Source organism: Arthrobacter rhamnosi, assembly GCF_054510975.1.
Genome location: NZ_JBTNDN010000003.1, coordinates 346,141 through 371,729 on the forward strand (window position 1 = coordinate 346,141; position 25,589 = coordinate 371,729).

Sequence of the window (25,589 nt, forward strand, 5' to 3'; positions counted from 1 at the left end):
TTGAGGAACCGCCACGCACATGGCCAGGCGCCAGAGCTCCGCCCCGCCGGAGGATTTCACCGAGAAGATCATCGACATCGATGTCGAGACCGAGATGGAGGAGTCCTTCCTGGAGTACGCGTACTCCGTGATCTACTCGCGGGCGCTGCCCGACGCACGCGACGGACTCAAACCCGTCCAGCGCCGCATCCTGTACATGATGACGGACATGGGCCTGCGCCCCGATCGCGGCCACGTGAAGTCGGCGCGCGTCGTCGGCGAGGTCATGGGCAAGCTGCACCCGCACGGGGACAGCGCCATCTACGACGCCATGGTGCGCATGGCCCAGGACTTCTCCCTGCGGCTCCCCCTGATCGACGGCCACGGCAACTTCGGATCGCTCGACGACGGACCGGCGGCCGCGCGTTACACCGAGGCCCGCCTGGCCGCGGCTGCCCTGACGATGACGAACCACCTCGACGAGGACGTCGTCGACTTCGTCCCCAACTACGACAACCAGCTCACGCAGCCGGAAGTGCTGCCGGCCGCCTTCCCGAACCTGCTCGTCAACGGTGCCAGCGGGATCGCCGTCGGCATGGCGACGAACATGGCTCCGCACAACCTGGGCGAGGTCGTCGCCGCAGCGCGGCACCTGATCGCGAACCCCGACGCGTCGCTCGAGGACCTGATGCGCTTCGTTCCCGGGCCGGACCTTCCCAGCGGCGGCAAGATCGTGGGGCTCGAGGGCGTCCGCGATGCCTACGCCACGGGCCGCGGGTCCTTCAAGACCCGTGCCACCGTGACGGTCGAGCAGCTGTCGGCGCGGCGCACGGGCCTTGTGGTCACCGAACTCCCCTACACCGTGGGACCCGAGAAGGTCATCGAGCGGATCAAGGATGCCGTCACCTCCAAGAAGCTGCAGGGCATCTCCGACATCGTCGACCTGACCGACCGCACGCACGGCCTGCGGCTCGTGATCGAGCTGAAGAACGGCTTCAACCCCAACGCGGTCCTCGCGCAGCTGTATCGCTTCACGCCGATGGAGGACTCCTTCGGCATCAACAACGTGGCCCTCGTGGACGGACAGCCCCGGACCCTCGGGCTCGTGGAGCTGCTGCAGGTCTACATCACCCACCGCATCCTGGTGGTGCGCCGCCGCACCTCCTTCCGGCTGCAGCGCAAGCGGGACCGCCTGCACCTCGTGGAGGGCCTGCTCATCGCGATCGTCGACATCGACGAGGTCATCCAGATCATCCGGTCCTCGGACGAGGCGTCCGCGGCACGCGAGCGCCTCATGTCCATCTACGACCTGTCCGAGATCCAGGCCAACCACATCCTCGAACTGAGGCTGCGCCAGCTCACCCGGTTCTCGCGGATCGAGCTGGAGAAGGAGCAGGAGCAGCTCCGTCTCGACATCGCGGAGCTCGAGGCGATCCTCGGGTCCGAGGAGCGACTCCGCACCCTGGTGTCCGACGAGCTCGCCGAACTGTCCGAGCAGTTCGCCACACCCCGGCGCACGGTGCTGCTCGAGTCGGAGGCCGCGGCGCCGCTCAAGGGATCCGTCCTCCCCGCTCCGGCCGGCAAGGGCGCCAAGGCGATCGTGCCGCTCGAGATCGCCGACGACCCCTGCTGGGTGCTGCTCTCCGCGTCCGGACAGCTCGCGCGTACCTCGGACCGCCAGCCGTTCGGCGACGGGCAGCGCATCAAGCACGACGCGTTCCGCTCCGTGCTGCCCTCGACGGCGCGCGGCGAGGTCGGGGCCGTGACCTCCGCGGGCCGGATGATCCGGCTCCAGGTGATGGACATGCCCGCTCTGCCGCCCACCGCCGGTGTGCCGAACCTCGCGGGCGGGGTGCCCTCGTCGGAGTTCATCACGCTGGAACGCGGCGAATCCCTCGTGGGGCTGGCGCCGCTCAGCGGCGTGGTCGCGGTGGGAACCGCGCAGGGCGTGGTCAAGCGCATCCAGCCGGACTATCCGCTCAACCGGGACGACTGGGAGGTCATCTCGCTCAAGCCGAAGGACACGGTGGTGGGCATCGCGGCCGCCGCGGACGAGGACGACCTCGTCTTCATCACGCGCCTCGCACAGCTGCTGCGCTTCCCGGCGTCGGCGGTACGGCCCCAGGGCCGCACCGCGGGCGGCATGGCCGGCATCAAGCTCGCCGCCGGGGATGCCGTCCTGCACTTCGGTGCCGTCGCGCGGAACGACGACCAGGGCGTGGTGGTGACGGTGGCCGCAGCCGGTGACGCACTGCCCGGTACGACGGCGGGATCGGCGAAGGTCACGGAATTCTCCGAGTACCCGGCGAAGGGACGCGCCACGGCCGGCGTGCGGGCGCACCGCTTCCTCCGCGGCGAGGAGACGCTGTCGCTGGCATGGGCCGGTCACGGTCCCGCGCGGGCTGCTTCCGCGAACGGGGTGGCCCGGGCGTTGCCCACGGAGCACGGCCGGCGCGACGGTTCCGGCGTTGCCCTGACGCAGCAGATCGACGCCGTCGGCCCCAGCCTGCTCGGCCTCATCGAGGCGTCCCGCCCGTCGGTTCCCGCGGCGGGCGGTCCGCTGTCCGATGCACAGGCCGTCGCGCCGGCTTCTGCGCCGGCGCAGGGCGCCGGGGACGACGACGCGCAGGGAACGCTGCTCTAACCGGACCAGGCCTGCGTCACGGTCGCGGCAGGGTGAGGATCTCGGCTCCCTCGTCGGTGATGGCGATGGTGTGCTCGCTGTGGGCGGACCGGCTGCCGGTCGCGCTGCGCAGCGTCCACCCGTCGGCGTCGGTGACCAGTTTCGCCGTGTCCGCCATGATCCACGGTTCCAGTGCGAGCAGCAGCCCGGGGCGCAGGACGTAGCCCCGGCCGGGCCGTCCGGTATTGGGGATGTGCGGGTCCTGGTGCATCGTCGATCCGATGCCATGACCCCCGAAGTCGGTGTTGATCGGGTACCCCGCCTCGCCGAGGACCGCGCCGATGGCGGCGGAGAGGTCGCCGATGCGGGCTCCGGGTCGCGCAGCGGCTATTCCTGCGGCCAGCGCCCGCTCGGTCGCGCCGATCATCGCCATGCTCTCCGCGGGCTTCGACGCACCGACCAGGAAGCTGATGGCGGAGTCCGCAGCGATCCCGCGGAGCGAGACGGCGAGGTCGAGCGTCAGCAGGTCGCCGTCCGCGAGCGGGTAGTCGTGCGGCAGGCCGTGGAGCACGGCGTCGTTGACGGACGTGCAGATGTAGTGGCCGAACGGCCCGCGTCCGAAGGACGGCTCGTAGTCGACGTAGCAGGACTGCGCTCCGGCCTCCACGATCACGGTCCCGGCCCACGCGTCGATGTCCAGGAGGTTCGTACCCACCGTGGTGCGGCTCTTCACGGTCTGCAGGATGTCGGCGACCAGGGCACCGGCATCCCGAGCCCGGGCCAGCTCGGAGGGGTTCAGGATCTCGATCATGTGCGGCGCCCTTCGTACGCGACCAATAACTATACCGGCCATATTATCCCGGTACTAGAATCGGAGCCATGGTCAGATTGCCGCTCACTCCGGACGAGGTCGAGCGCGGGCAGCGCCTCGGCGCCCTGCTGCGGCGAGCCCGCGGGGAGCGCTCGATGCTCGGGACCGCGCTCGACGCCCGGGTGTCGCCGGAGACTCTCCGGAAGATCGAGTCGGGGCGCGTGGCGACCCCCGCCTTCCCGACCATCGCCGCGATCGCCGACGTGCTGGGCCTCTCCCTCGATGCGGTGTGGGCCGAGATCAACCAGCCTCGACGGGATGCCGAGCCGACTGCGTCGAACCCCGGTGCGCCCGAGCGGCTGGCCTCGTAGGTCCCGCTCCAGCGGCGAGATCAGCCCGCGGGCGGAAAAGCCTCAGTGGTTGGATCAGCCGGCGAGCGGGAGGTCGAAGACGATGGACCGCTGGGTGGGCTCGTAGCCCATCCGCTCGTAGAGCCCGAGCGCGCCGGAAGGATTCTCCGTGTCGACGCCGAGCCCCGCGTTGTCCATACCCGCGGAGCGGTAGCGCCTCATCGCCTCGGCGAGCAGGGCCGGCGCCAGTCCGCGGCCGCGCCAGGCCCGCCGCACGCCCAACAGGTCCGTGTACCCCTCGGAGTGGCCGAGCAGTTCCTTCGAGTGCGGGTCGTAGCTCGCCAGCTGGTACGCCGCCACCTCGCCCTTCGCCGGGTCGACGAGCGCGAGGCTCCAGTCCGGCCGGAACTCGGGATGGCTGACCGTGAACTGCCATGACTCCTGGTCGCGGGGCTCGCTCCCCCAGTGGTCCTGAAAGGCGTCATTGTGCGCGAGCCGGACCAGTTCGGCGATATTCCGGTCGGCGCCTTCCGCGAAGCTCACGAGTTCCAGTTCCGCAGGGAACGGCAGGTCGGGGATCGGCTGGTCGAGCGGCCTCGTCATCTCGGTGAAGTACCGGACGATCGTGCTGCCGCTTGCCCGGAGCAATGCCAGGTGCGAGGCGTTGCGTTCCTCGACGTAGTTCCGGAAGACGCCCGTCGCCTGGCCCGTCTCCCACAGGCGCATCCCGGCGCGCCAGGTCTGCCAGGCGAGGACGGCCCGGCCGAGGCCACGACCTCGCCACGCCGGGTCCACACCGCCGGCACCGTGCACGAGCGAGGACCCGCGGTTCATGGAGAGCCGCCCGAAGGCGCGCGGCACGCCGTCGCCGTCGAAGCCGGCGATGGTGTCGCGGCGCGGGTCGTTCTTCGACGCCCCCAGGGCCTGCTCGAGGTCGGCGCGCTGCTCCACCCAGTCCGGCTCATCCACTGCGGCGATGCGCCGGATCAGCGCCAGCCAGGGTTCGATGTCCGGGTAACCCAGCGGCCGCCACTCCAGGAGGTCGGGAAGGGCCGGCGCCGCGGGTGGCTGCATGCCGGCATCGGCGTCCTGTCCGGGGATCTCGCGCGTATTCATGACGCCAGCGTAGGGCAGGGCGCGCGCAGGGGCGTGAACCCGTCCGCGGGTCGGACGGCGTGCCCCGCTCAGGGCCGGCGCACTGCTGCGCTCGCCAGGGGCGCGGACGTTCGGGCGCCCAGCGCCACCACCTCGTCGCACAGCGCCGCCTCGTCCCGGTCGTGGGTCACGAGGAGGACCGCCGTGCCGGGGAGTCCACTCCGGAGGTCGGCCAGCAGCGAGCGGGCGCCGTCGGCGTCGAGGTGGGCCGTCGGCTCATCGAGGAGGACGACGCCGGACCGGGTCAGCAGGGCCCGGGCCACCGCGAGCCGCTGGCGCTGGCCGCCGGAGAGACGCGAACCGCCTGCTCCCGCCTGCGCGTCCAGCCCCTCCGTGAGGCCCGCCACCATGTCCGCCAGCCCGACGGCACGGATCGCCGCGTGGAGCTCCTCGTCCGTCGCAGGGTCACCGGACGGGCGCGCGAGCTGCAGGTTCGAGCGCAGGCTGGAATTGAAGAGATGGCTTTCCTGGGGACACCAGGCGATGCGCGGCGCCTCGCCAGGGGTGGCAGGCCGTCCGTCGACGACGAGCCTCCCGCTGTCGAGCGGCAGGAACCCCAGCAGGGCCCCGATCAGGGTCGACTTGCCGCTGCCCGAGGGCCCGGTGAGCCCGGTCCAGCGTCCCGGGCGGAGTTCGAGGGCGACGTCGCTCACTACGGGGTGGCCCGGCTCGTAGCCGACTCCGGCGTGCTCGAGGGAGACCGTCCGCACCGGCGGGGCGGTGTGCCCCGCGCGGCTCCTGCCGCCCGCCTGCCCGCCCGACTGCCCGTCCGACTGCCCCTCGTCGGGCGTGCCGAGCCAGGGCGTGATGCGACGGGCCACGGCCGACAGCGGACCCCAGTGCTGGACAGCCGACGCCCCCGCGACGAACGGTTCGATCAGGGCGAGCTGCATCAGCACCAGCACAGCCGTGAGATCGGCGGGCAGGCCCGGAGCACCGAGCAGGATCCCGAGCGACGCCGCGCAGCAGACAGCGACGATGACCGCGGTCGAGGCCCCGGCAGCGGCCGCCGAACGGCGGGAAGCCGCCGCGGCACGGCCGTCCAGGCGCCGCGTCGCGTCGAGGGCGGCCCGGTGGGCGCCGTTCACCCTCAGGTCGGGCGCTGCCCTCAGCAGGCCGGCGACGCGTTCGAGCGCCTCCGCGCGCACCTGCACGCCGGCAGCACCGGCGGCCTGCTCACGCGCCACGGCGATCGCCGGGGCGAGCAGGAGGGCACCGCCGACGGACACGAGTTGCCAGCCGAGGGACGCGGGGTGCAGCACGGCGGTGGTGACCAGCGCGGCTCCTCCCGTGAGGACGGCCGTGACGACCGGCAGGACGGCGCGCGACGACAGGTCACGCAGTTCGTCGACATCTCCGACGAGCCGCTCGATCCCCCCGGAACCGCGGGCGATCGTGCGCCAGGAGCGGCCGGCCTGGAGGAGTCCGGTCCAGAGCCGTAGCCGGGTGTCGTCGGCCCGGGAGAACACGGCTCGATGCAGCCAGAGGCGCTCCGCATACCGCAGGAGGGAACGCCCGATGCCGAAGAAGCGCACCCCGACGATGGCGGTGAGGAGGTACAGGATCGGCGGCTGCTCGGCGGCCCGGACGATCAGCCACCCGCTCAGCGCGGTGAGCGCGACGGCGAACACCGAGGCACCGAGGCCCAGGGCGGCCGCCGCGAGGAACCGCCGGTCCCAGGGTCGGACGAGGGCCAGCACCTCCCTGGCTCGGCGGAACCAGGAGGTCGTGTCGTGGGACCGCCGCTGCGGCGCGAGCCCGTCGGGTGAAACCGGCTGTCCGGCGACGATCGCCGGGGATGCCTGCGGGTCAGGGCGGCCCGGGGCCGCCTGTCCGGCGGGACCGTGCCCGAGGCGGATCTCGGCCGACGCGACGTCCGCCGTTTCGTCGTCGTGCGCGATCAGGAGGACGGTCAGGCCGGGCCGGCGCGACCGGATGGCCTCGCGGATGGCACGGGATGCCTCCGCGTCCACGTGCGCCGTCGGCTCATCCAGCAGCAGGAGCCGGACCGACGGGTCCTGGGCGCTGAGCAATGCGCGTGCGACGGCGACCCGCCGCACCTCGCCGGGGCTCAGCTCCGCGCTGCGCCGCACTGCGAGTCCCGCACCGCCGACGGCAGCCAGATGTTCCTCGATGGCCGGGGAATCCGCGGGCAGCCCGCCGTACAGGGCGAGCTCGTCATGGACCGTCCCCATCAGGAGTTGCGGGTGCTGCGGGACCCAGGCGATGCCACCGTCGAGCCCGGAGACGCGCCCCTCCAGGCGGAGCCCTGCCGGGACGGCCGCTGCCCCGGCGAGCGCCCGCACGAGGGTGGACTTGCCGGAACCGCTCGGGCCCCGGAGGGCGGTGACGGAGCCGGGCTCGAGCACGAACGAGGCGTCCTCGAAGACGGGCGCGAGTACGCCGTCGTAGCGGGCCGAGAGCCGCTCGACGCGGATGCTGCCCGGCCCGGCCGGACGCTGTTCCGCCGGAGGGACCGCCGGGCGGGCGGGGGCGTCGATCACCGCGCGGACCCGGCCGCCGGCCTCCTCGCCGTCCTCGCTGGCGTGGTGGGCGGCACCGACGTCGCGCAGGGGCCCGTAGCACTCGGGCGCCAGGATCAGCGCGACGAGGGCCGTCTCCAGACCGAGGTCCCCGTGGATGAGGCGCACGCCCGCGAACACGGCGACGACGGCGACCGAGATCGTACTGATGAGTTCGAGCGCGAGCGATGAGAGGAAGACGGTGCGGAGCGTCGTCATGGTGCGCGAGGTGTAGGTGCCGGCGATGTCACGCAGGGCGCGCGTCTGCTCGGCGGCGCGGCCCAGTCCCACGAGGACGGGCAGGCCCTTCGCGAGTTCGAGCAGGTGGTCGGACAGACGCCCCAGGGCGGCTGCGGCCTCCTGCGTGCGCTCCTGCGTGTGGAGGCCGATCAGCGCCATGAAGACGGGCACGAGCGGCACCGTGAGGACGATGATGAGGGCGCTGACCCAGTCGGCTGCCAGGATCCGCGCACCCACGAGGAGCGGGACCACCGCGCAGGTGATGAGCGCAGGGAGGTACTGCGTGTAGTACTTGTCGAGGCCGTCGATCCCCCGGGTGAGGAGCACGGCGAGGGAGCCCTGCCCGCTGCCGGCCGGCGCTGCCTGCGTGGTGCCGCCGTCGTCGAGCACGCGCAGCAAGACGGCCTCGCGCAGCCGCTCCTTGACTCCGAGCGCGAGGCGGGCGGCGGTGGCGTCCTGGCCCCACGCGGCGAGGGTCCGCAGCGCGGCGCCGAGGACTCCCTGCAGCAGGACGGCACGGGCGTCGAGGGATCCGGCGGCTACGGACGCGATACCGAGTGCGAGGGCCTGGGCCAGGAGCACCAGCCCTCCGGCGCGGGCGGCGGCGAGGACTCCGAGAAGATAGACCGCCGACGCCGAGCCGGCGGCTCCCGCCGGCCCCCCGGACCTCAGCACGGCCATCGGCGACACCCGGCGAGCCTCGGCCCGGGCCTCCTGTGCGGCCTCGTGTCCAACCTCGTGTCCGGCCTCCTGTCGGCTGGTCGCGGCGAACGGCCCGCTGGTCCCGGCGACGGCCGGGGCAGGGCTGGGGAGATCGGGCATGGGCGTCCTGGTGGCTCCGCTCACAGGGCTGTCACGGCGTGCGCCGCGGGAATGCTGGCCTCGGAGACACGCTGCCGGAAGACCCAGTACGTCCAGGCCTGGTAGGCGAGGACGAGCGGAACTCCGAAGCATGCGACCACGCTCATCAGGCCGAGTGTGTAGGGCGAGGAGGAGGCGTTCTGCACCGTCAGGTCGAACGCCGGGTCGAGGGTCGAGGGCAGGATCACGGGGAATGCCGCACCGAAGATCGATCCCACGAGCGCGAGCATCCCGACTCCCAGGGCGGCGAACGCGCGCCCGTCGCGGCCCGCGACGGAGGAGCGGTAGGCTGCAGCGAGGGCTCCGACGGCGAGGACGGCGGCGAGCCAGGTCACCACCGACCCGGTGTCGAGCTGGACGAGGAGCGCCCACCCGAGGAACGGGATCATCGCGACCGGCAACAGGCGGCGGAACAGGCGGTCAGCCTGCACCCGTACTCCCCCCTCGGTCTTGAGCGCGACGAAGGCCGCAGCATGGACGAGGCAGAACAGGACGACGCCGGCCGCTCCCAGGAGCGCGGAGCCGGTGGCCCAGGCGAAGGCCCCGCCCACGCGGTTGCCGTCGGCGTCGAGCGGCAGTCCCGTGGTCGTCAGTGCGAGGGCCGCGCCGATGCCTGCGGCAGCTGTGAAGGAACCGAGGGCGATCGCCCAGTCCCAGCGGTTCCGCCAGGCGTCGCTGTCCCGCTTGCCGCGGTATTCGAAGGCGACGGCCCGGAAGATCAGGCCGAGCAGCACGAGCAGGAAGGGCAGGTAGAGCGCCGACAGGAGGGAGGCGTACCAGTGCGGGAAGGCGGCGAACATCGCGCCGATGGCCGTCACGAGCCACACCTCGTTGCCGTCCCACACGGGGCCGACAGTGTTGAGGAGAACGCGGCGCTGGGTGTCGCTGCGGGCCATCAGCTTCATCAGCATCCCCACCCCGAGGTCGAAACCCTCGAGGAAGAGATAGCCGGCCCACAGCACGGCGATCAGGACGAACCAGACGGTAGGCAGTGCCTCGGTCATCGGAGAACCTTCCAGGCGTTCGGGGAGGTCGGGGATACGGGTGCGGGGACGGGTGCAGCGGCCGGGCCGGCGGCCGGGTCAGTAGGCGAAGGCCAGCACATCGCCGTCGTCCTTCCTGTCGGGGTCCGCGTCGTCGTGCGGGCCGGCGGCGTGCGCCAGCTCGGGCATGGCCGACGCCGTGCCGCCGCGTACGTAGGTGAAGAGGAGCCGGACCTCGACCACGAGGAGGACGGCGTACACGGCCGTCAGGGCGACGAGTGAGGTGACGAGTTCGGCCAGCGACACGCCGGGTGAGACGGCCGCCGCGGTGAACATGAAGACACCGTCGATACCGGAGGGATCCGGGTTGGGCGCGACGACGAACGGCTGCCGTCCCATCTCGGTGAAGATCCAGCCCGCGGAGTTCGCGCCGAAGGGAGCGAGGATGCCGAACACCGCGAGCCTCATGAGCCACCGGGACTCCGGCACGGTCCCCCGGCGGAGGACCCAGAGGGCCGCGGCGGCGGCTGCTGCTGCGATCGCACCGAAGCCGATCATGATGCGGAAGCCCCAGTAGGTCACCTCCATGACGGGCAGGTAGTCGATCGCGGTACCGGCACGCTCGCCGTACATCGGGTCGTCGGGGAGCGTGGTGCCGTACTTCTCCTGGTACTCGGGCAGGAGGGTGTTGACGCCCTTGACCTCCGTGGTGAAGTCTCCATTGGCGAGAAAGGACAGCACGCCGGGTACCTCGATGACCGCGGTGATGTCATCGCAGCTCTGCGCACCGAGGTTGCCCACGGACAGGATCGAGAAGGCCGTCCCGTCGTGGCAGGCGGCCTCCGCGGCGGCCATCTTCATGGGCTGCTGGTCGAACATGAGCTTGCCCTGCAGGTCGCCCGTGATCCCGGTGCCCGCGAAGGCGATCATGGCGACGACGGCGCCGGCCCGGGCCGAGCGCAGCCATACCCCGTGATCCACCGCGTCCCGGGCACCGCCCGGGTCGCCGACGACGACGGTCCCGTCCTCGCCGAGGGTGTCGAGGCCGTCGCGGCGCCGCTTCCACAGGTGGTACCAACTGATGCCGAGAAGGAAGGCCCCCGCGACCGCGAGGGCGCCGAAGACGGTGTGCGGGAAGGCGACGAGGGCCGTGTTGTTGGTGAAGACCGCCCACGCATCCACCATCACCGGCCGGCCGTCGACCATCTCGACGCCCACGGGATGCTGCATCCAGGAGTTGGCCACGAGGATGAAGTAGGCGGAGAGGACCGAGGCCAGGACGGCGGCCCAGAGGCACAGCAGGTGGACGAGCCGGGGCAACCGGCCCCACCCGAAGATCCAGAGGCCCAGGAAGGTCGACTCGACGAAGAAGGCGAGCAGCGCCTCCATGGCCAGGGGCGCCCCGAAGACGTCGCCCACGAAGCGGCTGTATTCGCTCCACGCCATACCGAACTGGAACTCCTGCACCAGACCCGTGGCCACGCCCATGATGAAGTTGATGAGGAAGAGCTTTCCCCAGAACTTCGTCATGCGGAGGTAGGCCTCCTTGCCGGTGCGGTGCCACAGAGTCTGCATCCCGGCGACCAGGAGCCCCAGCCCGATGGTCAGGGGGACCATGAGGAAGTGGTAGACAGTGGTGATTCCGAATTGCCACCTGGCAATTTCCAAGGCTTCCATCGGGCCCTTTCAGCAGCGCCGGGCGTCGGCGACGGCGGGACTTCTACATGCCGTAGAAGAACTTCTTCTACACATCGTAGAACAAATTCCCCTTCATTTCTACGTGGAGTAGAAATGTTGGCCGCGACGTTGTACGTTGGATGCACTACGCTTCTGGCTCCCGGTGGGAGCGGGTCCGGATCCGAGGCGGATCGGGATCGCGTTTTGATTGAAGGAAGAACATGGCAACGCTCGGAGACCTCGAACGCACAGTGATGGACCTGCTGTGGGCTGCGCCGGAGGCATTGACGGCGAATGAACTGCGCGACGCCATCGCCGAGGCGCCGATGGGAGAAGTGGGACGGGAACTCGCCGTCACCACGGTGCTCACGGTGCTGTCGCGCCTGGAGAAGAAGGGTCTTGTGGAGCGGGAGCGCGACAGCCGCCCGCACCGGTACAGGTCCGTCACGAGCCGCGAGGACCATACGGCCGAACTCATGCACGAGGTACTCGTGACGGCGCCGGACCGCGAAGCCGTCCTGGCCCGCTTCATCGGCAGCGTCTCCGAGGCGGAAGCAGAAACCCTCCGCAAGCTGCTCGGCGGCAGCTGACCCGTCCGTGTTCTGGGCCTCGTACCTGCTCGCGGCACTCGCGATCATCCTCGCGTGGCCCGCCCCGATCGCACTGTCACGCGCTTCCTGGCCCGCACGCGCACCCTTCACCGCCATGGTGCTCTGGCAGTCGATCGCGCTCGCCGGTGGTCTGTCCATGATCGGGGCGATGCTCGTCTGGGGCCTCCAGCCACTGGGCGACAACCTCGTGTCGGCATCGGCGGGGTTCTTCAACATCCTGATCGATGACGAGTCGGCCCAGACACTCGGCGTGATCCACGTCTTCGCGATCAGCGCTGCCACCCTGTTGTTCGGGCATCTCGTCTTCACCCTGGTCCTGACCTTCATCCGGATCCGGCGACAGCGCAGTCGCCACCGGGACATGCTCACCCTGCTGAGTTCTCCCGCGGCCGATCAGCCCGCGACGCTCGTGATCAGTCATCCCGCGCCGGTGGCCTACTGCCTCCCCGGCGGGGCCCGGTCCGTCACGGTCATGTCCGACGGCCTCATGGGCCTCCTGTCCCGTGCCGAGCTCGACGCGGTCCTCCTGCACGAGAGCGCGCACCTGCACCAACGCCACCACCTGCTGCTGTGGGCCTTCGCCGCGTGGCGGTCGGCCCTGCCGTGGCTGCCGACGTCGCAGCTGGCACAGCGGGCGGTGAGCGAACTCATCGAGATGCTGGCCGACGACGCGGCCCTCCGTACCGTGGACGAGCCGACGCTCGTACGGGCCATCGCCATCGTCGGCTCCGGTGCCCTGCCGTCGTCCTCCTCGCCGCAGGACGCGCTCGAGGATCCCCTCGGCGAGGAGGGCCGGCCGAGTCCTGCGCACGGGACGGCGGCCGTGACCGGCGGCACCACGGATGCGCAGTCGACCGCCCACCGGCTGCGACGGCTGCTCACTCCCCTGCCGCCTCTTAGTAGGATCCAGCAGGCCGCAGCCCTGTCCGCCGCGGGCCTGCTGCTGGTGGTTCCACCTGTCCTGCTGGTGGCTCCCGAACTCCTCGGCTGACCCGCCCTCCCTTTCGAAGGCCAGGCGCCGCCCTTTCCGCGTCGATCGTGGGCATCGGGTGGGCAGAGGGGGCGGAAAACGTCCTCCTCACCCCTCTTCCGCCCGGTTCTGGTCCTGCGTAAACTTCCCGGCACGGGCCTCGGTGGGCTCGTAGGGAGCAGACCTGCGCTGGGCAGTGTCGTGGTTTGCAACCACTACCGCGCGCGTGCGTCAGCGACCTGGAAGCAGGAGCACTTCTAGAGATCGAGGCACTTTCATGCGCAAGACATCACTACTCGGCGCCGCAGTCTGCGCCCTGGCACTGGCGGGCCTGAGCACGTCCCCGGCATTCGCAGCGGGCCAGGTGGAGAGAGGCACCGAGCACGCCAACTCCATCTGTTCGTTCTCGGGCCTGAATGATAATCCTGAGCAGGCCTTCCCGGAGGGTGGCCGCGTCCAGTCCTACGGACAGCTGGTGAGGCAAGGGCTCAAGGCCGAGTTCCCGAGCCCGGGCGAATTCTGCAACGGACACAAGTTCCCCTACCCCGAGGGGTTCGGCCCGGAGGCTCCGTAGCGGATCGCCGGCGCCGCCCCTCCGGTCTCGGGGCCGGCGCCGGCGATGCACGCCGTACCGCGCCCGGACGGGAGACACCCGCGGGACGGTCCGGTTCCGCCCCACAGCACCGAAGCGGCTCGGCCGCCCAGAAGTCGTGGGAGATCAGGCGTCGATGCGGTCCCGGTCGAGGGACGAGGCGCCCGCGACGATGAAGTCCTTGCGGGGGGCGACATCGCTCCCCATCAGCAGGTTGAACACCCGCTCGGCCGATTCGGCTTCCTGGATCCGCACGCGCCGCAGGGTGCGATGCCGCGGATCCATGGTGGTCTCCGCGAGCTGGCCCGCATCCATCTCGCCGAGGCCCTTGTAGCGCTGGATGGGTGACTTGTACCGCTTGCCCTTCTTCTCCATGGCGGCCAGGAGGCGTGTGAGTTCCGCTTCCGAATACGTGTAGATCATCTCGTTGGCCTTCGACCCACCGTTGATCACCTCCACACGGTGCAGGGGCGGGACGGCGGCGTAGACCCGCCCGGCCTCGACCAGGGGACGCATGTACCGGAAGAACAGCGTCAGGAGCAGTGTGCGGATGTGGGCGCCGTCGACATCCGCGTCCGTCATCAGGATCACCTTGCCGTACCGCCGCGCATCGAGCTGGAAGCTCCGGCCCGACCCGGCGCCGACGACCTGGATGAGGGCGGCACACTCCGCGTTGGACAGCATGTCCCCCACCGATGCCTTCTGGACGTTGAGGATCTTCCCCCGGATGGGAAGCAGCGCCTGGTAGTCGGAGGACCGCGCGAGCTTCGCGGTGCCGAGCGCGCTGTCACCCTCGACGATGAAGAGCTCGGACCGCTCCTGGTCGTCGATCCTGCAGTCCGCGAGCTTGGCCGGCATGGTCGAGGTCTCGAGGGCGTTCTTGCGCCGCTGGGTCTCCTTGTGCACCCGTGCCGAGATCCGGGACTTCATCTCGGCGACGACCTTCTCGAGCAGCAGCGCCGACTGTGCCTTGTCGTTGCGCGCCGAGGAGGACAGGCGCGCCTGCAGTTCCTTCTCGACCACGCGCGCCACGATGGCCTTGACGGCGGAGGTCCCGAGGATCTCCTTGGTCTGGCCCTCGAACTGGGGCTCGGCGAGGCGCACCGTCAGGACAGCGGTCAGGCCGGCGAAGACGTCGTCCTTCTCGATCTTGTCGGTGCCGGCCTTCAACTTGCGCGCGTTGGCCTCGATGACCTTGCGGAAGGTCTTCAGCAGCGCCTGCTCGAAGCCACTCTGGTGCGTGCCGCCCTTGGGCGTGGCGATGATGTTCACATAGCTCCGGACCGTGGTCTCGTAGCCGATGCCCCAGCGCAGGGCGATGTCGACGTCGCAGTCACGCTCCACCTCCGCCATCTGGCTGTGTCCACGCTCGTCGAGCACGGGCACGGACTCCTTGAAGCGGCCCGATCCCTGGAAGCGCCAGACGTCCGTGACCGGCGCGTCGAGTGCCAGGAATTCGGCGTATTCGGAGATGCCGCCGTCGTGCTGGAAGACCTCCTCCACCGGACCCGACTCGCCTGGCGTGCCCGGGAGCCTCCGCTCGTCCCTCAGCGCGATGCGGAGGCCCGGCACCAGGAACGAGGTCTGCCGCGCGCGCGTCTGCAGCTCCTCGTAGGAGAAGGTCGCGTCGGGGGTGAAGATCTGGCGGTCGGCCCAGTAGCGGATGCGCGTGCCCGTGACGCCGCGCTTGGCCGTTCCCACGACCTCGAGGCGCGAACCGTCGAGGAAGGGCTCGAAGACGGACGTGGGCGACGGCGTCCGCGCATCCTTGAAGATCCCGGGTTCACCGCGCCGGAAGGACATCGCGTAAGTCTTGCTGCCGCGGTCGACGAAGACGTCCAGCCGGGAGGACAGCGCGTTGACGACACTCGCTCCGACGCCGTGGAGGCCGCCGGATGCCGTGTACGACCCGCCGCCGAACTTCCCTCCCGCATGGAGCTTCGTGAAGACGACCTCGACCCCGCTCAGGCCCGTCTTGGGTTCGATGTCCACCGGGATGCCGCGGCCGTCGTCGTGGATCTCCACGGATCCGTCGGCGTGCAGGATCACCGTGATGCTCTGGCCGTATCCCGCGAGCGCCTCGTCGACCGAGTTGTCGATGATCTCCCAGAGGCAGTGCATCAGGCCGCGTGAATCCGTGGACCCGATGTACATTCCGGGACGCTTACGGACTGCTTCGAGGCCCTCGAGGACGGAGAGGTGCCGGGCTGTGTAGTCCGAAGTGGGGGGTGTCACGGTGGGAGAGTCTCCTTGGCGGAACGGCACGATCCAGGACAGGCGTCAGGAGGGTGATAGCGGGGAAAGAGTGCCTTCAGTTTATTACGCAGCACCGACATGGAGCGGACGGCGCGTCCTGGCGCGTATTCCCGGTACTCCGAGAAGACCGCATACCCCTGGTACGCCGGGAGCGAAAGGAGGCCCAACCTGCGAGGGCCCGGCAACGAATAGTGGTTATATGAGTACACGATCCACATGAGGAGGCATTCATGACCACTGCAGTAGCAACTCGCGAACTCACTGCCCTGGACCGCTGTGACCGATGCGGCGCCCAGGCCTACGTTCGAGCAGTCCTTCAGTCCTCCGGTGGAGAGCTTCTGTTCTGCGGCCACCACGCGCGCGCCGTCGAAGCAAACCTGAAGCCGCTCACTTCCGAGTGGCAGGACGAGACGAAGCGGCTTCACGAGAAGCCGGCCGTCGTCGGCGACTGACCGTCGATCGACGCACCCACTACCTGACGAACAAGCGCTCCGTGTACAGGCGCTGAGATACAAGGAAGGGCCCCCTCCAGCAGGAGGGGGCCCTTCCTGCGTCCGGGGCCGCTCCTGCCGCGGCGTCGCGCTCCGCGCCGACACTGCCCGGGCCGCTCCGGCCACGAAAAAGGGCCCTTCCCGGAGGAAGGGCCCTTCTCACGGATCCTGCCGGATCAGTCGAGGTAGTCCCGCAGCACCTGCGACCGCGACGGGTGGCGCAGCTTGGACATCGTCTTCGATTCGATCTGGCGGATGCGCTCACGGGTCACGCCGTACACCTTGCCGATCTCGTCCAGCGTCTTCGGCTGGCCGTCGGTCAGTCCGAAGCGCATGGCCACGACGCCCGCCTCGCGCTCCGACAGGGTGTCCAGGACCGAGTGCAGCTGCTCCTGCAGGAGCGTGAAGCTCACGGCATCCGCCGGCACGACCGCCTCGGAGTCCTCGATGAGGTCACCGAACTCCGAGTCGCCGTCCTCGCCCAGGGGGGTGTGGAGGGAGATGGGCTCGCGGCCGTACTTCTGCACCTCGACGACCTTCTCGGGGGTCATGTCGAGTTCGAGGGCGAGCTCCTCGGGGGTGGGCTCGCGGCCGAGGTCCTGCAGCATCTGGCGCTGCACGCGGGCCAGCTTGTTGATCACCTCCACCATGTGGACCGGGATACGGATGGTCCGGGCCTGGTCCGCCATGGCGCGGGTGATGGCCTGGCGGATCCACCAGGTGGCGTAGGTCGAGAACTTGAAGCCCTTGGTGTAGTCGAACTTCTCGACGGCACGGATGAGGCCGAGGTTGCCTTCCTGGATCAGGTCTAGGAAGAGCATGCCGCGCCCGGTGTACCGCTTGGCGAGCGACACCACGAGGCGAAGGTTCGCCTCGAGCAGGTGGTTCTTCGCCCGCTTGCCGTCGTGGATGACGAATTCGAGCTCACGCTTCAGTTTCGGATCCATGTCCGGGTCGGCGGCGATCTTCTCTTCAGCGAAGAGACCGGCCTCGATGCGGAGGGCCAGATCCACTTCCTGCTCGGCGTTGAGCAGTGCGACCTTGCCGATCTGCTTGAGGTAGTCCTTGACGGGGTCGGCGGTGGCGCCTGCCGAGACGACCTGCTGCGCGGGGGCGTCGTCGTCATCGGCATCCGAGTAGACGAAGCCTGTGGTCGTGCCGACCTCCGCCGCTTCGGGCTTGAGGTCCTCGGGGTCGACGTCGGCGGCGACGTCCAGGGCGGGGTCCGCTCCATCGAGCGTGTCCACTGCGGCCTGTGCGTCCGAGGTCGAAGCCTTTGCTGCCGCAGCGGCTGAAGCGGCCTTGGTGGCAGGCTTCTTGGCCGCTACCCGGCGCTTGGTAGTGGTGGTACCAGCGTCTGTCGACGCGGGTACTGCTGTCTTCTTGACCGGCACAGAGAACCTTTCGTACGGCGGTGTGTGGTGCAATCAGAGGGACAACACCACTATGACCCTGTCAAGTCCGCGCTGATCTCCAGACGAATCCGGCCGAACCGACTCCCTAGGGAACGGTCCTGCCGCCCTCGCTATTCCCCCGGAAATCGCTCGTGCACGACGCCCGTTCTGGAATGCTCGGTGATTTTCTGATGCACGGACCCCACCGGGTCTCAACCTTCATTGTCTCACGTGGAGGGCGCACGCCGGAAATGCGCGATGGACTTCGGTGCACGTCCTCCGCGCCGAGGGGAAGGCCCGAATCGCCGGTCACGCCGCGCCCGGCGGTGCAGGGGGCGGACCGGGCGTCCAGGCGGTCGACCGCTTCCGGGCCCAGGCGGGCAGGCCTCCACGGCGGAGGAGTTCATTTAGCAGGCGGGCCAGCCGGTAGCCGGGTACCGCACGCTCAGCCGCCTCCAGGTAGACCGCCGCCCTGGAACCGCGTCCTCGCGCGTATTCGAACCAGGCGGACATGGTGAGGGCAGCCGCAAGGGATTCGCCGTCGGACACCGCGGCGAGCCGCGCCAGGACGCAGGTCATCGCGTCGACACGATTCCACGCTATGGCACCCGTGTGCCGGCCGGCGAGGACGTCCGCGTAGAGCACTGCTGCACCTCCCCCTGTCGCCGGCGACCGCGTCGCCGCCGTCGTGGTCGCCGCCGTCGTGGTCGCCGCCGTCGCGGGCACCGCGGCCGGCTCCGCCATCGACGCTGCCACCTCTGCCAGCGCACTGCGGAGTCCCCCTGCGCACCGCGCGTCGGGGAGGATCCATCCGTCGGGTGGGGCCGCACCATCCGACGTGTCGGCAGCGGCATCAGCCGATCCCAGGAGACCACAGACGGCCGCTCCCTCCAGCGCTGCACCGGACCCGAGGCACGCACTCACCAGGAGGAAGTCGCGGACCGCCCGGGACTCGATACTGGCCAGGAGGAACCCCGCGATCCCGGGCTCGGCCCGCGCCTCGAACACCTCCGGTCGCAGGATCACGGCATCCCACACGGCGGACGTCGCCCGGAACTGAGCCGGTGCGGTCCACCGGCCGGCGCAGCACGCGGCGTAGTGTGCCTGGGCATCCTCGACGGCCGGTAGCCCCGGTGCGGTATCCTCTCCCCCGACGGCGGGCGCCACCCGGAGGACGGCCTCGGAGGGCGATGCGTCGAACGCGCTTCCGCCGAAGATCAACTCGGCGCCGAGAGGGCTGGAAAGGACGGCGTCCAGCGGCTGCCCCGGCCACGGACAGCATTCCTCGTCGGTACAGAAGAGGTCGCGCCACCCGGTCGGCGAGACGAGCCATCCTGCCTGGACCGGCAAGCCGGCGGCCAGGAGCACGGCGTCGAGGGTCCCCACGAGTCCGTTGCGCGGTGGTGGCTCCAGGCGCCGCCAGCTTTCCTTCGTATAGATCACCAGGAGTGTTCCGTCGGCCCCGGTGTCACCCTGCAGGAAGGACAGCACCCCCTCCGCGAACGCGAAGGAATCCGCCTCGTCGGCGGGCAGGTCCACCCGCAGGGTCGCGCCCAGTCTCCTGGCCGTGCTCGTGAGCACCACGAGGCTCTCGTCGGGCATGAAGCCGAGCGCATGGGGTATATAGGACAGGATGTCCGCCGGCGAGGTGACGGCGAAGGACGGGGAGTGGTCCGGCGCGGGGCTCATGGGAGATGACATGCCGCCAGCCTGCTGGTCCTGCGCCGCGCGCGGTCGTCCTTCGGACCCTATGTGGACAAGTGGTCCCGAGCAGGCGGCCAGGGCCGAGCTCAGCTGCCCTGGGGCTTTCTTCCGGCCTTCTGGTCGCGGCGGCGCCGGCGCTCGCGGGCGAGGGCGTCGCGGATGGGCGGGACGACCACCCCCTGCTGGGCCATCTGCCGCCGCACCCGCCGCCGCGCGATGAGCAGGGCGACGGTCCCGGCCGCGAGGATGACGAGTTGCACGGACATCGCCAGCCGGAAGGACGGGAGGGCGTAGAGGTCGCCCTGCGAGAACCCGGTTCCGAGGAGGACGTCGAGGATGATCCCGATGACGAACATGGACAGGAGTGACGCCATGAACCCGCCGATGTTGACGATGCCCGTCGCCGTTCCCATCCTGCCTGCGGGGTTGAAGGTGCGGGCGAAGTCGAAGGCGATCATGGAGCCGGGACCGCCGATCGCCAGGGCGATCACCAGCAGCGCCAGGAGAGGCAGGGGCGCAGGTCCGGGGTGCAGCAGCACCGCGAGCCAGGCTCCGGCCATCAGGGCCACGATCGCGAGCACCATGGTGGACCGCCGCAGGGGGTGCCGGCCCACGTAGCGTCCGAGGAGCGGCCCGCAGGCGATACCCACGGCGACGAACAGCGTCATGAGGGCGGAGGCCACGCCCTCCCCGACCTTCTCGGCGCGCACCAGGTAGGGGTATCCCCACATGAGGACGAAGACGGTGCCGGGGAACTGGACGGTGAAGTGCGACCACAGTCCCAGGCGCGTACCCGGTTGCCTCCAGGCCTCCGCGAGCGAGATCCCGGTCTGCCGAAGCGTCTGCGGGGACCGCTCGCTGGCGTGCGGCGAGTCGCGGATCACGGTGACGGAGAGGACGACGGCGAGCGCGGAGAAGGCGGCGGCCGAGAGGAAGGCCGTCTGCCACCCGAACGTCGACAGCAGTGCCACGAATGGCAGGACGGAGACCACCTGGCCCAGCTGGCCGATGATGCCCGTCCACTGGGTGAGGACCGGGATCCGCCGGGGCTCGAACCAGGCGGGCAGCAGCCGAATGACACTGATGAAGGTGGTGGCGTCCCCGGCGCCCACGAAGAGGCGCCCGACGATGCCGGCAGCCACGGAGTCCGCGAAGGCCAGCTGTGCCTGGCCCAGGGCCATGAGCACCCCGCCCGTGACGATGAGGAGACGGGGGCCCCACCGGTCCACGAGGACACCGACGGGCACCTGCAGGCCCGCGTAGACGAGCAGCTGCACCACGGTGAAGACCGACAACTGCGACGCGGAGGCTTCGAAACGATCTGTCGCTTCGAGTCCGGCCACCCCGAAGGTGGTGCGCTGGGTGACTGCGACGAGGTAGGCCGCCACACCTGCTGCCCAGACCAGAAGCGCCCTCGAAGAATTCACGTCCCCATTATTGCGCGGCGCGTCGGACGCTCCGCTCCCGCTTCGCCCGGTTACGTCGAAGCCCCGTTACGTCAAAGCCCGGTTACGTCGAAGCCCGGTTACGGGAAAGCCCGCCCACCGGTGTGGTGGGCGGGCTCGGTGCTCGCGGCGGGAGTGCGCCCCGGTCATGCGTCCCGGCTCCGGGTCCGGGTGCCCTAGGCCAGGGAGCGCGGCTCCGGTCCGGACGGTCCGTCGTCGTCGTGTCCCTCTGGCGTCGTCGGCTCCTCGCGGTCGCCGCGGCTGCCGTAGTCGATGGGGCTCGTGCCGAGGAACTCCGTGTCCCACAGCAGGGTGGACTCCTCCTCCGCCTGCGGGCTCGCCAGGTACGCCTCGACCGCGGCGCCCAGCTCCTCGGCGCTCGCCAGCTCGCTGTTCTCCTTGACCAGCAGTGAGCGACGCTCGGCTCCCTCCGCGTACTCGTCGTACCGCTTCTCCAGCGAGGCGACGACGGACTGCACTTCCGCCGAGTTGCCGACCTGCCGTGCGATCTGGCGCTCGACGTCGCGTCCCGTCTCGCGCAGCCGGTCCGTCGGCAGCACCAGGCGTGCTGTGGCCCCCAGGTACTCGAGCCCGGCCACCGCGGCGGGCGGGTACTCGGCCTCCGAGAGGTAATGGGGAACGTGGATGACGTGGCCCACGACGTCGTGCCCGGCCTCGATGAGCCGGAGCTCCAGCACATGGCCGATGGACGCCTGCAGTTCGGCGGTCGGCCGCCAGGCGTTCATGCCGTCGATCAGGTCGGAGCGGTTGCCGTGGAGCGTCACACCGATCGGACGGGTGTGCGGCACCGGCATCGGGATGGCATGGATCCAGGAGATGAGGGGCACCTCGAGGTCCTCCACGAGTCCGACGACGGCGCTCGCGAACCGTTCCCACTGCAGGTCGGGCTCGACGCCGGTCAGGAGCAGGAAGGGCTCGCCCAGGCCGTCGTACAGCCGGTGCAGTTCGAGCCGGTGCGGCTGGTAGTCCGTGAGGTGGTCCTCGGCGAAGGTGATCTTCGGTCGCCGCCCGCGGTAGTCCATGAGCTGGTCGGCGTCGAACTCGGCAACCAGGTCGTGGTCGAGGATCTCCAGCAGCTCCTCGCTCACCTGGGAGACGACGTGCCCGGCGTCCATGAAGCCGGTGAGGCTCACGAGCAGGGGAAGCCCCTTGGTCTCCGGGTCGCCGAAGACCTCGGCGTCCGTGTTGTACAGGGTTCGTGGATCCAGCATGGCTCTCTCCTCGCGGTCGGGTCCTGCTGGTGTCAACACCGCCCGGGCCCGCTTCATTCCGGGGGCTCCCGCCGTTCGGCAGCCCTGTCCCGGCCCCTGCGGGTCCGGCGCCGGCCCTGCTCCGCGCGGCACCGGCACTGCCCGGGTGGAGCGCCGGCCCTGTTCCGGCGGGCTCCCACCGCTGCCGGGCCGCGCGCCGCCGGCGGCATGCCAGAGACTACGATCGTCAGGACGGTTCCCGGGCCACCAGCTACCGGAACCACGAGTACCGCTGCACCTGGACAACCCATCCGGACACGAGGAGACAGATTCTGTGATCAAGACGACCGAACTACACCTGACAGCTTCCGCGAAGGACCTCAAGAAGATTCCGAGCGACGCGCTCGTGATCGCGGTCGCCAAGGGGACGGACGGACCGGTCCTCCTCGACAGTCCGCTGCCGGCGAAGGCCGCGCGCGCCCTGGGTGATTCGCTCCAGGTGCTCGGCATCACCGGTGCCGCCGACGAGGTCCGCCGCCTGCCGGGACTGCCCGAGACCGGAGCCGACTCCCTCGTGCTCTCCGGTGTGGGAGCGGCGCCGGCCGGGGACGTCCTCGACCCGGAGACCCTGCGCCGCGCTGCGGGTGCCGCAGTGCGCCAGCTGACCGGCCTCGAGACCGTCGTGCTCGCCTTCCCCGCCGCCTCGGTCGCCTCGGCCACGGCGGTCGCCGAGGGTGCCGCCTTCGGTGCCTACAGCTACGAGGGCCACAAGTCGGGCATTCGGGCCGACGGCACCGTCGCACCCGCCAAGGACAAGGCCGCCGTCCGCAACGTCGTCGTCCACACGTCCGCGGCCGACGACGCCGACCTCGCACCGGCCTTCCGGCGCGCCGTCATCCTGGGCAAGAACGTCAACGCCACGCGCTCGCTCGTGAACCAGCCGCCCAGCCACCTGTACCCGGAGACCTTCGCGCAGGCCGCGAAGGATCTCTCCCGCGGGCTCCCCGTCAAGGTGACGGTGATGGACGAGAAGCGCCTCGAGCGTGACGGCTACGGCGGCATCCTCGGCGTCGGCAAAGGATCCTCCCGGCCCCCGCGCATGGTGAAGGTCGAGTACACGCCCGCCAGGTCCGCCGTCCACCTCGCCCTCGTGGGCAAGGGCATCACCTTCGACTCCGGCGGCCTCTCCCTCAAGCCCGCCGCCGGCATGCAGACCATGAAGCTCGACATGGCGGGCGCCGCCGTCGTCCTGACCACGCTCCTCGCCGTCGCCGAACTCGGCCTTCCCGCTCGGGTCACGGCGTGGCTCTGCCTCGCCGAGAACATGCCGTCGGGCACCGCGCAGCGCCCCGAGGACGTCCTCACCATCTACGGCGGACGCACGGTCGAGGTCCTCAACACCGACGCCGAGGGCCGCCTGGTGATGGCGGACGGCCTCGCCGCCGCAAGCGAGGAAGCGCCGGACGCCATCATCGACATCGCGACCCTCACGGGCGCCCAGATGGTCGCCCTGGGCACGCGCGTCTCGGGTGTCATGGGCGACGACGGGGTGCGTGACGCGGTCAAGGCCGCAGCCGACCGCGCGGGTGAGCAGTTCTGGCCCATGCCCCTGCCGGAGGAGCTCCGTCCGAGCCTCGACTCCCAGGTCGCCGACATCGCGAACATCGGCGAACGGCACGGCGGCATGATGACCGCTGCCGTGTTCCTCCGCGAATTCGTCGGCCAGGTCGACGGCGAGAAGATCCCATGGGCCCACCTCGACATCGCCGGACCGGCCTTCAACGAGGGCGGTCCCTACGGGTACACGCCGAAGGCCGGAACCGGTGTCGGCGTCCGCACGCTGCTGGCCTACGTCGAGGACGTCCTGGCCCGCACGGCCTAGGTTCCCCGCGGGAAGGGCGCCGTGCCACCCGGCACTGCGCCCTTCCCGCCCCTTCGTCCCGCCCCTTCGCCCGCCCCTTCGTCCCGCAGCTCGCCCGCGACTCCGCCCCTCCCCGCTGCCTCCCCCCGGCCGTTCCGCGGCCCGCAGGGGCGCCGCGTGAGACTGAGCACATCCTGCCGCTATGGCGCGTCCCACATGCACTTCAAGTGGATGCAGGCTTCTTCTGGGGATAGGGTGAAAAACGAGATTCCAGCAAGCACCTGCGACCGCACCGCGACCGCATCAGCAATCGATTTATCAACCGACGCGCCCTGCGCGTCAACAGACCACGCGAGGGAGCGTTCAAGTGGCCGGATCGGCAACTGCGCAAGAATTCGACATCCTGGTACTCGGTGGAGGGAGCGGCGGTTACGCCGCGGCACTCCGGGCGGTGCAGCTGGGCTTCACCGTCGGGCTCATCGAGAAGGGCAAGCTCGGCGGAACCTGCCTCCACAACGGCTGCATCCCCACCAAGGCACTCCTGCACTCGGCCGAGATCGCCGACGGCGCCCGCGACTCCGAGAAGTACGGCGTCAAGGCCAGCTTCGAGTCCATCGACATGGCCGCCGTGAACGCGTACAAGGACGGCATCATCGCCGGGAAGTACCGCGGACTCCAGGGACTCATCAAGTCCAAGGGCATCACCGTCATCGAGGGTGCCGGCAAGCTCGCCTCGCAGAACACCATCGACGTCGACGGCACGGTCTACACGGGCAAGCACATCATCCTGGCGACCGGTTCCTTCTCCCGCAGCCTCCCCGGTCTCGAGATCGGCGGCAAGGTCATCACGTCCGACCAGGCCCTCACGATGGACTTCGTGCCGAAGACCGCCATCATCCTCGGCGGCGGCGTCATCGGGTGCGAATTCGCGTCCGTCTGGAAGTCCTTCGGCGTCGACGTCACGATCATCGAGGCCCTCCCCTCGCTCGTGCCGAACGAGGACGCCTCGATCGTGAAGAACTTCGAGCGCGCGTTCAAGAAGCGCGGTATCAAGTTCAACACCGGCACCCGGTTCAAGTCCGTCCAGCAGAACGACAACGGCGTCGTCGTGTCCCTCGAGGACGGCAAGACCTTCGAAGCCGACCTCATGCTCGTCGCCGTCGGCCGCGGGCCCGTCACCCAGAACCTCGGATACGAGGAAGCCGGCCTCACCCTGGACCGCGGCTTCGTCATCACCAATGAGCGCCTCCACACCGGCGTCGGCAGCATCTACGCGATCGGCGACATCGTCCCCGGCCTCCAGCTGGCCCACCGCGGCTTCCAGCAGGGCATCTTCGTCGCCGAGGAGATCGCCGGTCTGAAGCCCGTCGTCGTGGCCGACCTGAACATTCCCAAGGTCACCTACAGCGATCCCGAGATCGCCTCCGTCGGCTACACGGAGAAGGCCGCCCGTGAGAAGTTCGGTGACGACCGCGTCGAGACGCACGAGTACAACCTCGCCGGCAACGGCAAGAGCTCGATCATCGGCACCGGCGGCATCGTGAAGCTCGTCCGCGAGAAGGACGGCCCGATCGTCGGAGTGCACATGCTCGGCAGCCGCATGGGCGAGCAGATCGGCGAGGCACAGCTCATCGTGAACTGGGAGGCGTACCCCGAGGACGTCGCCCCCCTCATCCACGCGCACCCCACGCAGAACGAGGCCCTCGGCGAGGCGCACCTCGCGCTCGCCGGCAAGCCGCTGCACGGCTGAGGCCGGGCACCAGCACACCACCGGCCTGGTCCACGCCCTGAGGGCGTGGACTAAGCTCGGTCGCAGGAACGTCAAGCATTTCCAGCTGGACCGGCGCCGCTCG

At 70.1% G+C, this 25,589-nt stretch carries 18 protein-coding genes; 8 read left to right on the forward strand and 10 right to left on the reverse strand.

The features are described 5' to 3' along the window. The first annotated feature begins 19 nt into the window (after positions 1-19). Positions 20-2,623 (forward strand): DNA gyrase/topoisomerase IV subunit A, encoded by a 2,604-nt coding sequence (locus ACX80J_RS10040; protein ID WP_459347655.1) that lies wholly within the window; start codon positions 20-22, stop codon positions 2,621-2,623. A gap of 16 nt (positions 2,624-2,639) precedes the next feature. Here ACX80J_RS10040 and map read toward each other — a convergent pair whose 3' ends face one another. After that, positions 2,640-3,413 carry a type I methionyl aminopeptidase gene (gene map / locus ACX80J_RS10045; RefSeq protein ID WP_459347656.1) on the reverse strand — a complete coding sequence of 258 codons (774 nt, stop codon included), beginning with the start codon at positions 3,411-3,413 and terminating at the stop codon, positions 2,640-2,642. Between the two features lie 68 nt (positions 3,414-3,481). On the opposite strand from map, the gene ACX80J_RS10050 reads away from it, so the two are divergent. Beyond that, entirely contained in the window at positions 3,482-3,784 is a 303-nt protein-coding gene (locus tag ACX80J_RS10050; protein WP_459344683.1) for a helix-turn-helix domain-containing protein, read from the forward strand. A gap of 54 nt (positions 3,785-3,838) precedes the next feature. Here the strand turns inward: ACX80J_RS10050 and ACX80J_RS10055 are convergent, their stop codons facing one another. From ACX80J_RS10055 to ACX80J_RS10070, 4 genes are all read right to left on the reverse strand, one after another. Beyond that, positions 3,839-4,879 (reverse strand): GNAT family N-acetyltransferase, encoded by a 1,041-nt coding sequence (locus tag ACX80J_RS10055; RefSeq protein ID WP_459347657.1) that lies wholly within the window; start codon positions 4,877-4,879, stop codon positions 3,839-3,841. A 68-nt stretch (positions 4,880-4,947) separates the two neighbouring features. Beyond that, positions 4,948-8,502 (reverse strand): thiol reductant ABC exporter subunit CydD, encoded by a 3,555-nt coding sequence (gene cydD, locus ACX80J_RS10060; protein ID WP_459347658.1) that lies wholly within the window; start codon positions 8,500-8,502, stop codon positions 4,948-4,950. A 20-nt stretch (positions 8,503-8,522) separates the two neighbouring features. After that, positions 8,523-9,545: a cytochrome d ubiquinol oxidase subunit II gene (gene cydB / locus ACX80J_RS10065; protein WP_459347659.1), complete on the reverse strand. Its 1,023-nt coding sequence runs from the start codon at positions 9,543-9,545 to the stop codon at positions 8,523-8,525. 78 nt (positions 9,546-9,623) lie between these two features. After that, positions 9,624-11,201 carry a cytochrome ubiquinol oxidase subunit I gene (locus ACX80J_RS10070; protein WP_459347660.1) on the reverse strand — a complete coding sequence of 526 codons (1,578 nt, stop codon included), beginning with the start codon at positions 11,199-11,201 and terminating at the stop codon, positions 9,624-9,626. Positions 11,202-11,422: 221 nt separating this feature from the next. Here ACX80J_RS10070 and ACX80J_RS10075 point away from each other — a divergent pair, with 221 nt between their 5' ends. The 3 genes from ACX80J_RS10075 to ACX80J_RS10085 all read left to right on the forward strand — a co-directional run bounded on the left by ACX80J_RS10075 (position 11,423) and on the right by ACX80J_RS10085 (position 13,356). Next, positions 11,423-11,791 (forward strand): BlaI/MecI/CopY family transcriptional regulator, encoded by a 369-nt coding sequence (locus tag ACX80J_RS10075; RefSeq protein ID WP_459344688.1) that lies wholly within the window; start codon positions 11,423-11,425, stop codon positions 11,789-11,791. Between the two features lie 7 nt (positions 11,792-11,798). Then, on the forward strand, positions 11,799-12,803 hold the full coding sequence (locus tag ACX80J_RS10080) for a M56 family metallopeptidase (RefSeq protein WP_459347661.1): 1,005 nt from the start codon (positions 11,799-11,801) through the stop codon (positions 12,801-12,803). A 256-nt stretch (positions 12,804-13,059) separates the two neighbouring features. Continuing rightward, positions 13,060-13,356 (forward strand): hypothetical protein, encoded by a 297-nt coding sequence (locus ACX80J_RS10085; RefSeq protein ID WP_459344690.1) that lies wholly within the window; start codon positions 13,060-13,062, stop codon positions 13,354-13,356. Between the two features lie 144 nt (positions 13,357-13,500). Here ACX80J_RS10085 and ACX80J_RS10090 read toward each other — a convergent pair whose 3' ends face one another. Continuing rightward, positions 13,501-15,609 (reverse strand): DNA gyrase/topoisomerase IV subunit B, encoded by a 2,109-nt coding sequence (locus tag ACX80J_RS10090; RefSeq protein ID WP_459344691.1) that lies wholly within the window; start codon positions 15,607-15,609, stop codon positions 13,501-13,503. A 251-nt stretch (positions 15,610-15,860) separates the two neighbouring features. On the opposite strand from ACX80J_RS10090, the gene ACX80J_RS10095 reads away from it, so the two are divergent. Further along, positions 15,861-16,082: a DUF7455 domain-containing protein gene (locus ACX80J_RS10095; RefSeq protein ID WP_087073639.1), complete on the forward strand. Its 222-nt coding sequence runs from the start codon at positions 15,861-15,863 to the stop codon at positions 16,080-16,082. Positions 16,083-16,297: 215 nt separating this feature from the next. Here ACX80J_RS10095 and ACX80J_RS10100 read toward each other — a convergent pair whose 3' ends face one another. From ACX80J_RS10100 to ACX80J_RS10115, 4 genes are all read right to left on the reverse strand, one after another. Continuing rightward, positions 16,298-17,515, reverse strand: a complete 1,218-nt coding sequence (locus ACX80J_RS10100) for an RNA polymerase sigma factor (protein ID WP_459344692.1) — start codon at positions 17,513-17,515, stop codon at positions 16,298-16,300. A gap of 309 nt (positions 17,516-17,824) precedes the next feature. Next, positions 17,825-19,216, reverse strand: a complete 1,392-nt coding sequence (locus ACX80J_RS10105) for a DUF4192 family protein (RefSeq protein ID WP_459347662.1) — start codon at positions 19,214-19,216, stop codon at positions 17,825-17,827. 89 nt (positions 19,217-19,305) lie between these two features. Continuing rightward, positions 19,306-20,646 (reverse strand): MFS transporter, encoded by a 1,341-nt coding sequence (locus ACX80J_RS10110; RefSeq protein WP_459347663.1) that lies wholly within the window; start codon positions 20,644-20,646, stop codon positions 19,306-19,308. 194 nt (positions 20,647-20,840) lie between these two features. Continuing rightward, positions 20,841-21,896, reverse strand: a complete 1,056-nt coding sequence (locus tag ACX80J_RS10115) for a proteasome assembly chaperone family protein (protein WP_459344695.1) — start codon at positions 21,894-21,896, stop codon at positions 20,841-20,843. Between the two features lie 313 nt (positions 21,897-22,209). Between ACX80J_RS10115 and ACX80J_RS10120 the strand changes: the two genes are divergently transcribed. Together ACX80J_RS10120 and lpdA are read left to right on the forward strand one after the other, a co-directional pair. Continuing rightward, on the forward strand, positions 22,210-23,757 hold the full coding sequence (locus tag ACX80J_RS10120; RefSeq protein ID WP_459344696.1) for a leucyl aminopeptidase: 1,548 nt from the start codon (positions 22,210-22,212) through the stop codon (positions 23,755-23,757). A gap of 346 nt (positions 23,758-24,103) precedes the next feature. After that, complete coding sequence (lpdA, locus tag ACX80J_RS10125; RefSeq protein ID WP_301228420.1) at positions 24,104-25,486, forward strand: dihydrolipoyl dehydrogenase; 1,383 nt, start codon at positions 24,104-24,106, stop codon at positions 25,484-25,486. Positions 25,487-25,589 lie beyond the last annotated feature (103 nt).

Bases quoted from the DNA above. Each gene is read 5' to 3' on its own strand.
- ACX80J_RS10040 (WP_459347655.1), top strand. From the start codon at position 20: ATGGCCAGGCGCCAGAGCTCCGCCCCGCCGGAGGATTTCACCGAGAAG.
- map (WP_459347656.1), bottom strand. From the start codon at position 3,413: ATGATCGAGATCCTGAACCCCTCCGAGCTGGCCCGGGCTCGGGATGCC.
- ACX80J_RS10050 (WP_459344683.1), top strand. From the start codon at position 3,482: ATGGTCAGATTGCCGCTCACTCCGGACGAGGTCGAGCGCGGGCAGCGC.
- ACX80J_RS10055 (WP_459347657.1), bottom strand. From the start codon at position 4,879: ATGAATACGCGCGAGATCCCCGGACAGGACGCCGATGCCGGCATGCAG.
- cydD (WP_459347658.1), bottom strand. From the start codon at position 8,502: ATGCCCGATCTCCCCAGCCCTGCCCCGGCCGTCGCCGGGACCAGCGGG.
- cydB (WP_459347659.1), bottom strand. From the start codon at position 9,545: ATGACCGAGGCACTGCCTACCGTCTGGTTCGTCCTGATCGCCGTGCTG.
- ACX80J_RS10070 (WP_459347660.1), bottom strand. From the start codon at position 11,201: ATGGAAGCCTTGGAAATTGCCAGGTGGCAATTCGGAATCACCACTGTC.
- ACX80J_RS10075 (WP_459344688.1), top strand. From the start codon at position 11,423: ATGGCAACGCTCGGAGACCTCGAACGCACAGTGATGGACCTGCTGTGG.
- ACX80J_RS10085 (WP_459344690.1), top strand. From the start codon at position 13,060: ATGCGCAAGACATCACTACTCGGCGCCGCAGTCTGCGCCCTGGCACTG.
- ACX80J_RS10095 (WP_087073639.1), top strand. From the start codon at position 15,861: ATGACCACTGCAGTAGCAACTCGCGAACTCACTGCCCTGGACCGCTGT.
- ACX80J_RS10105 (WP_459347662.1), bottom strand. From the start codon at position 19,216: ATGTCATCTCCCATGAGCCCCGCGCCGGACCACTCCCCGTCCTTCGCC.
- ACX80J_RS10115 (WP_459344695.1), bottom strand. From the start codon at position 21,896: ATGCTGGATCCACGAACCCTGTACAACACGGACGCCGAGGTCTTCGGC.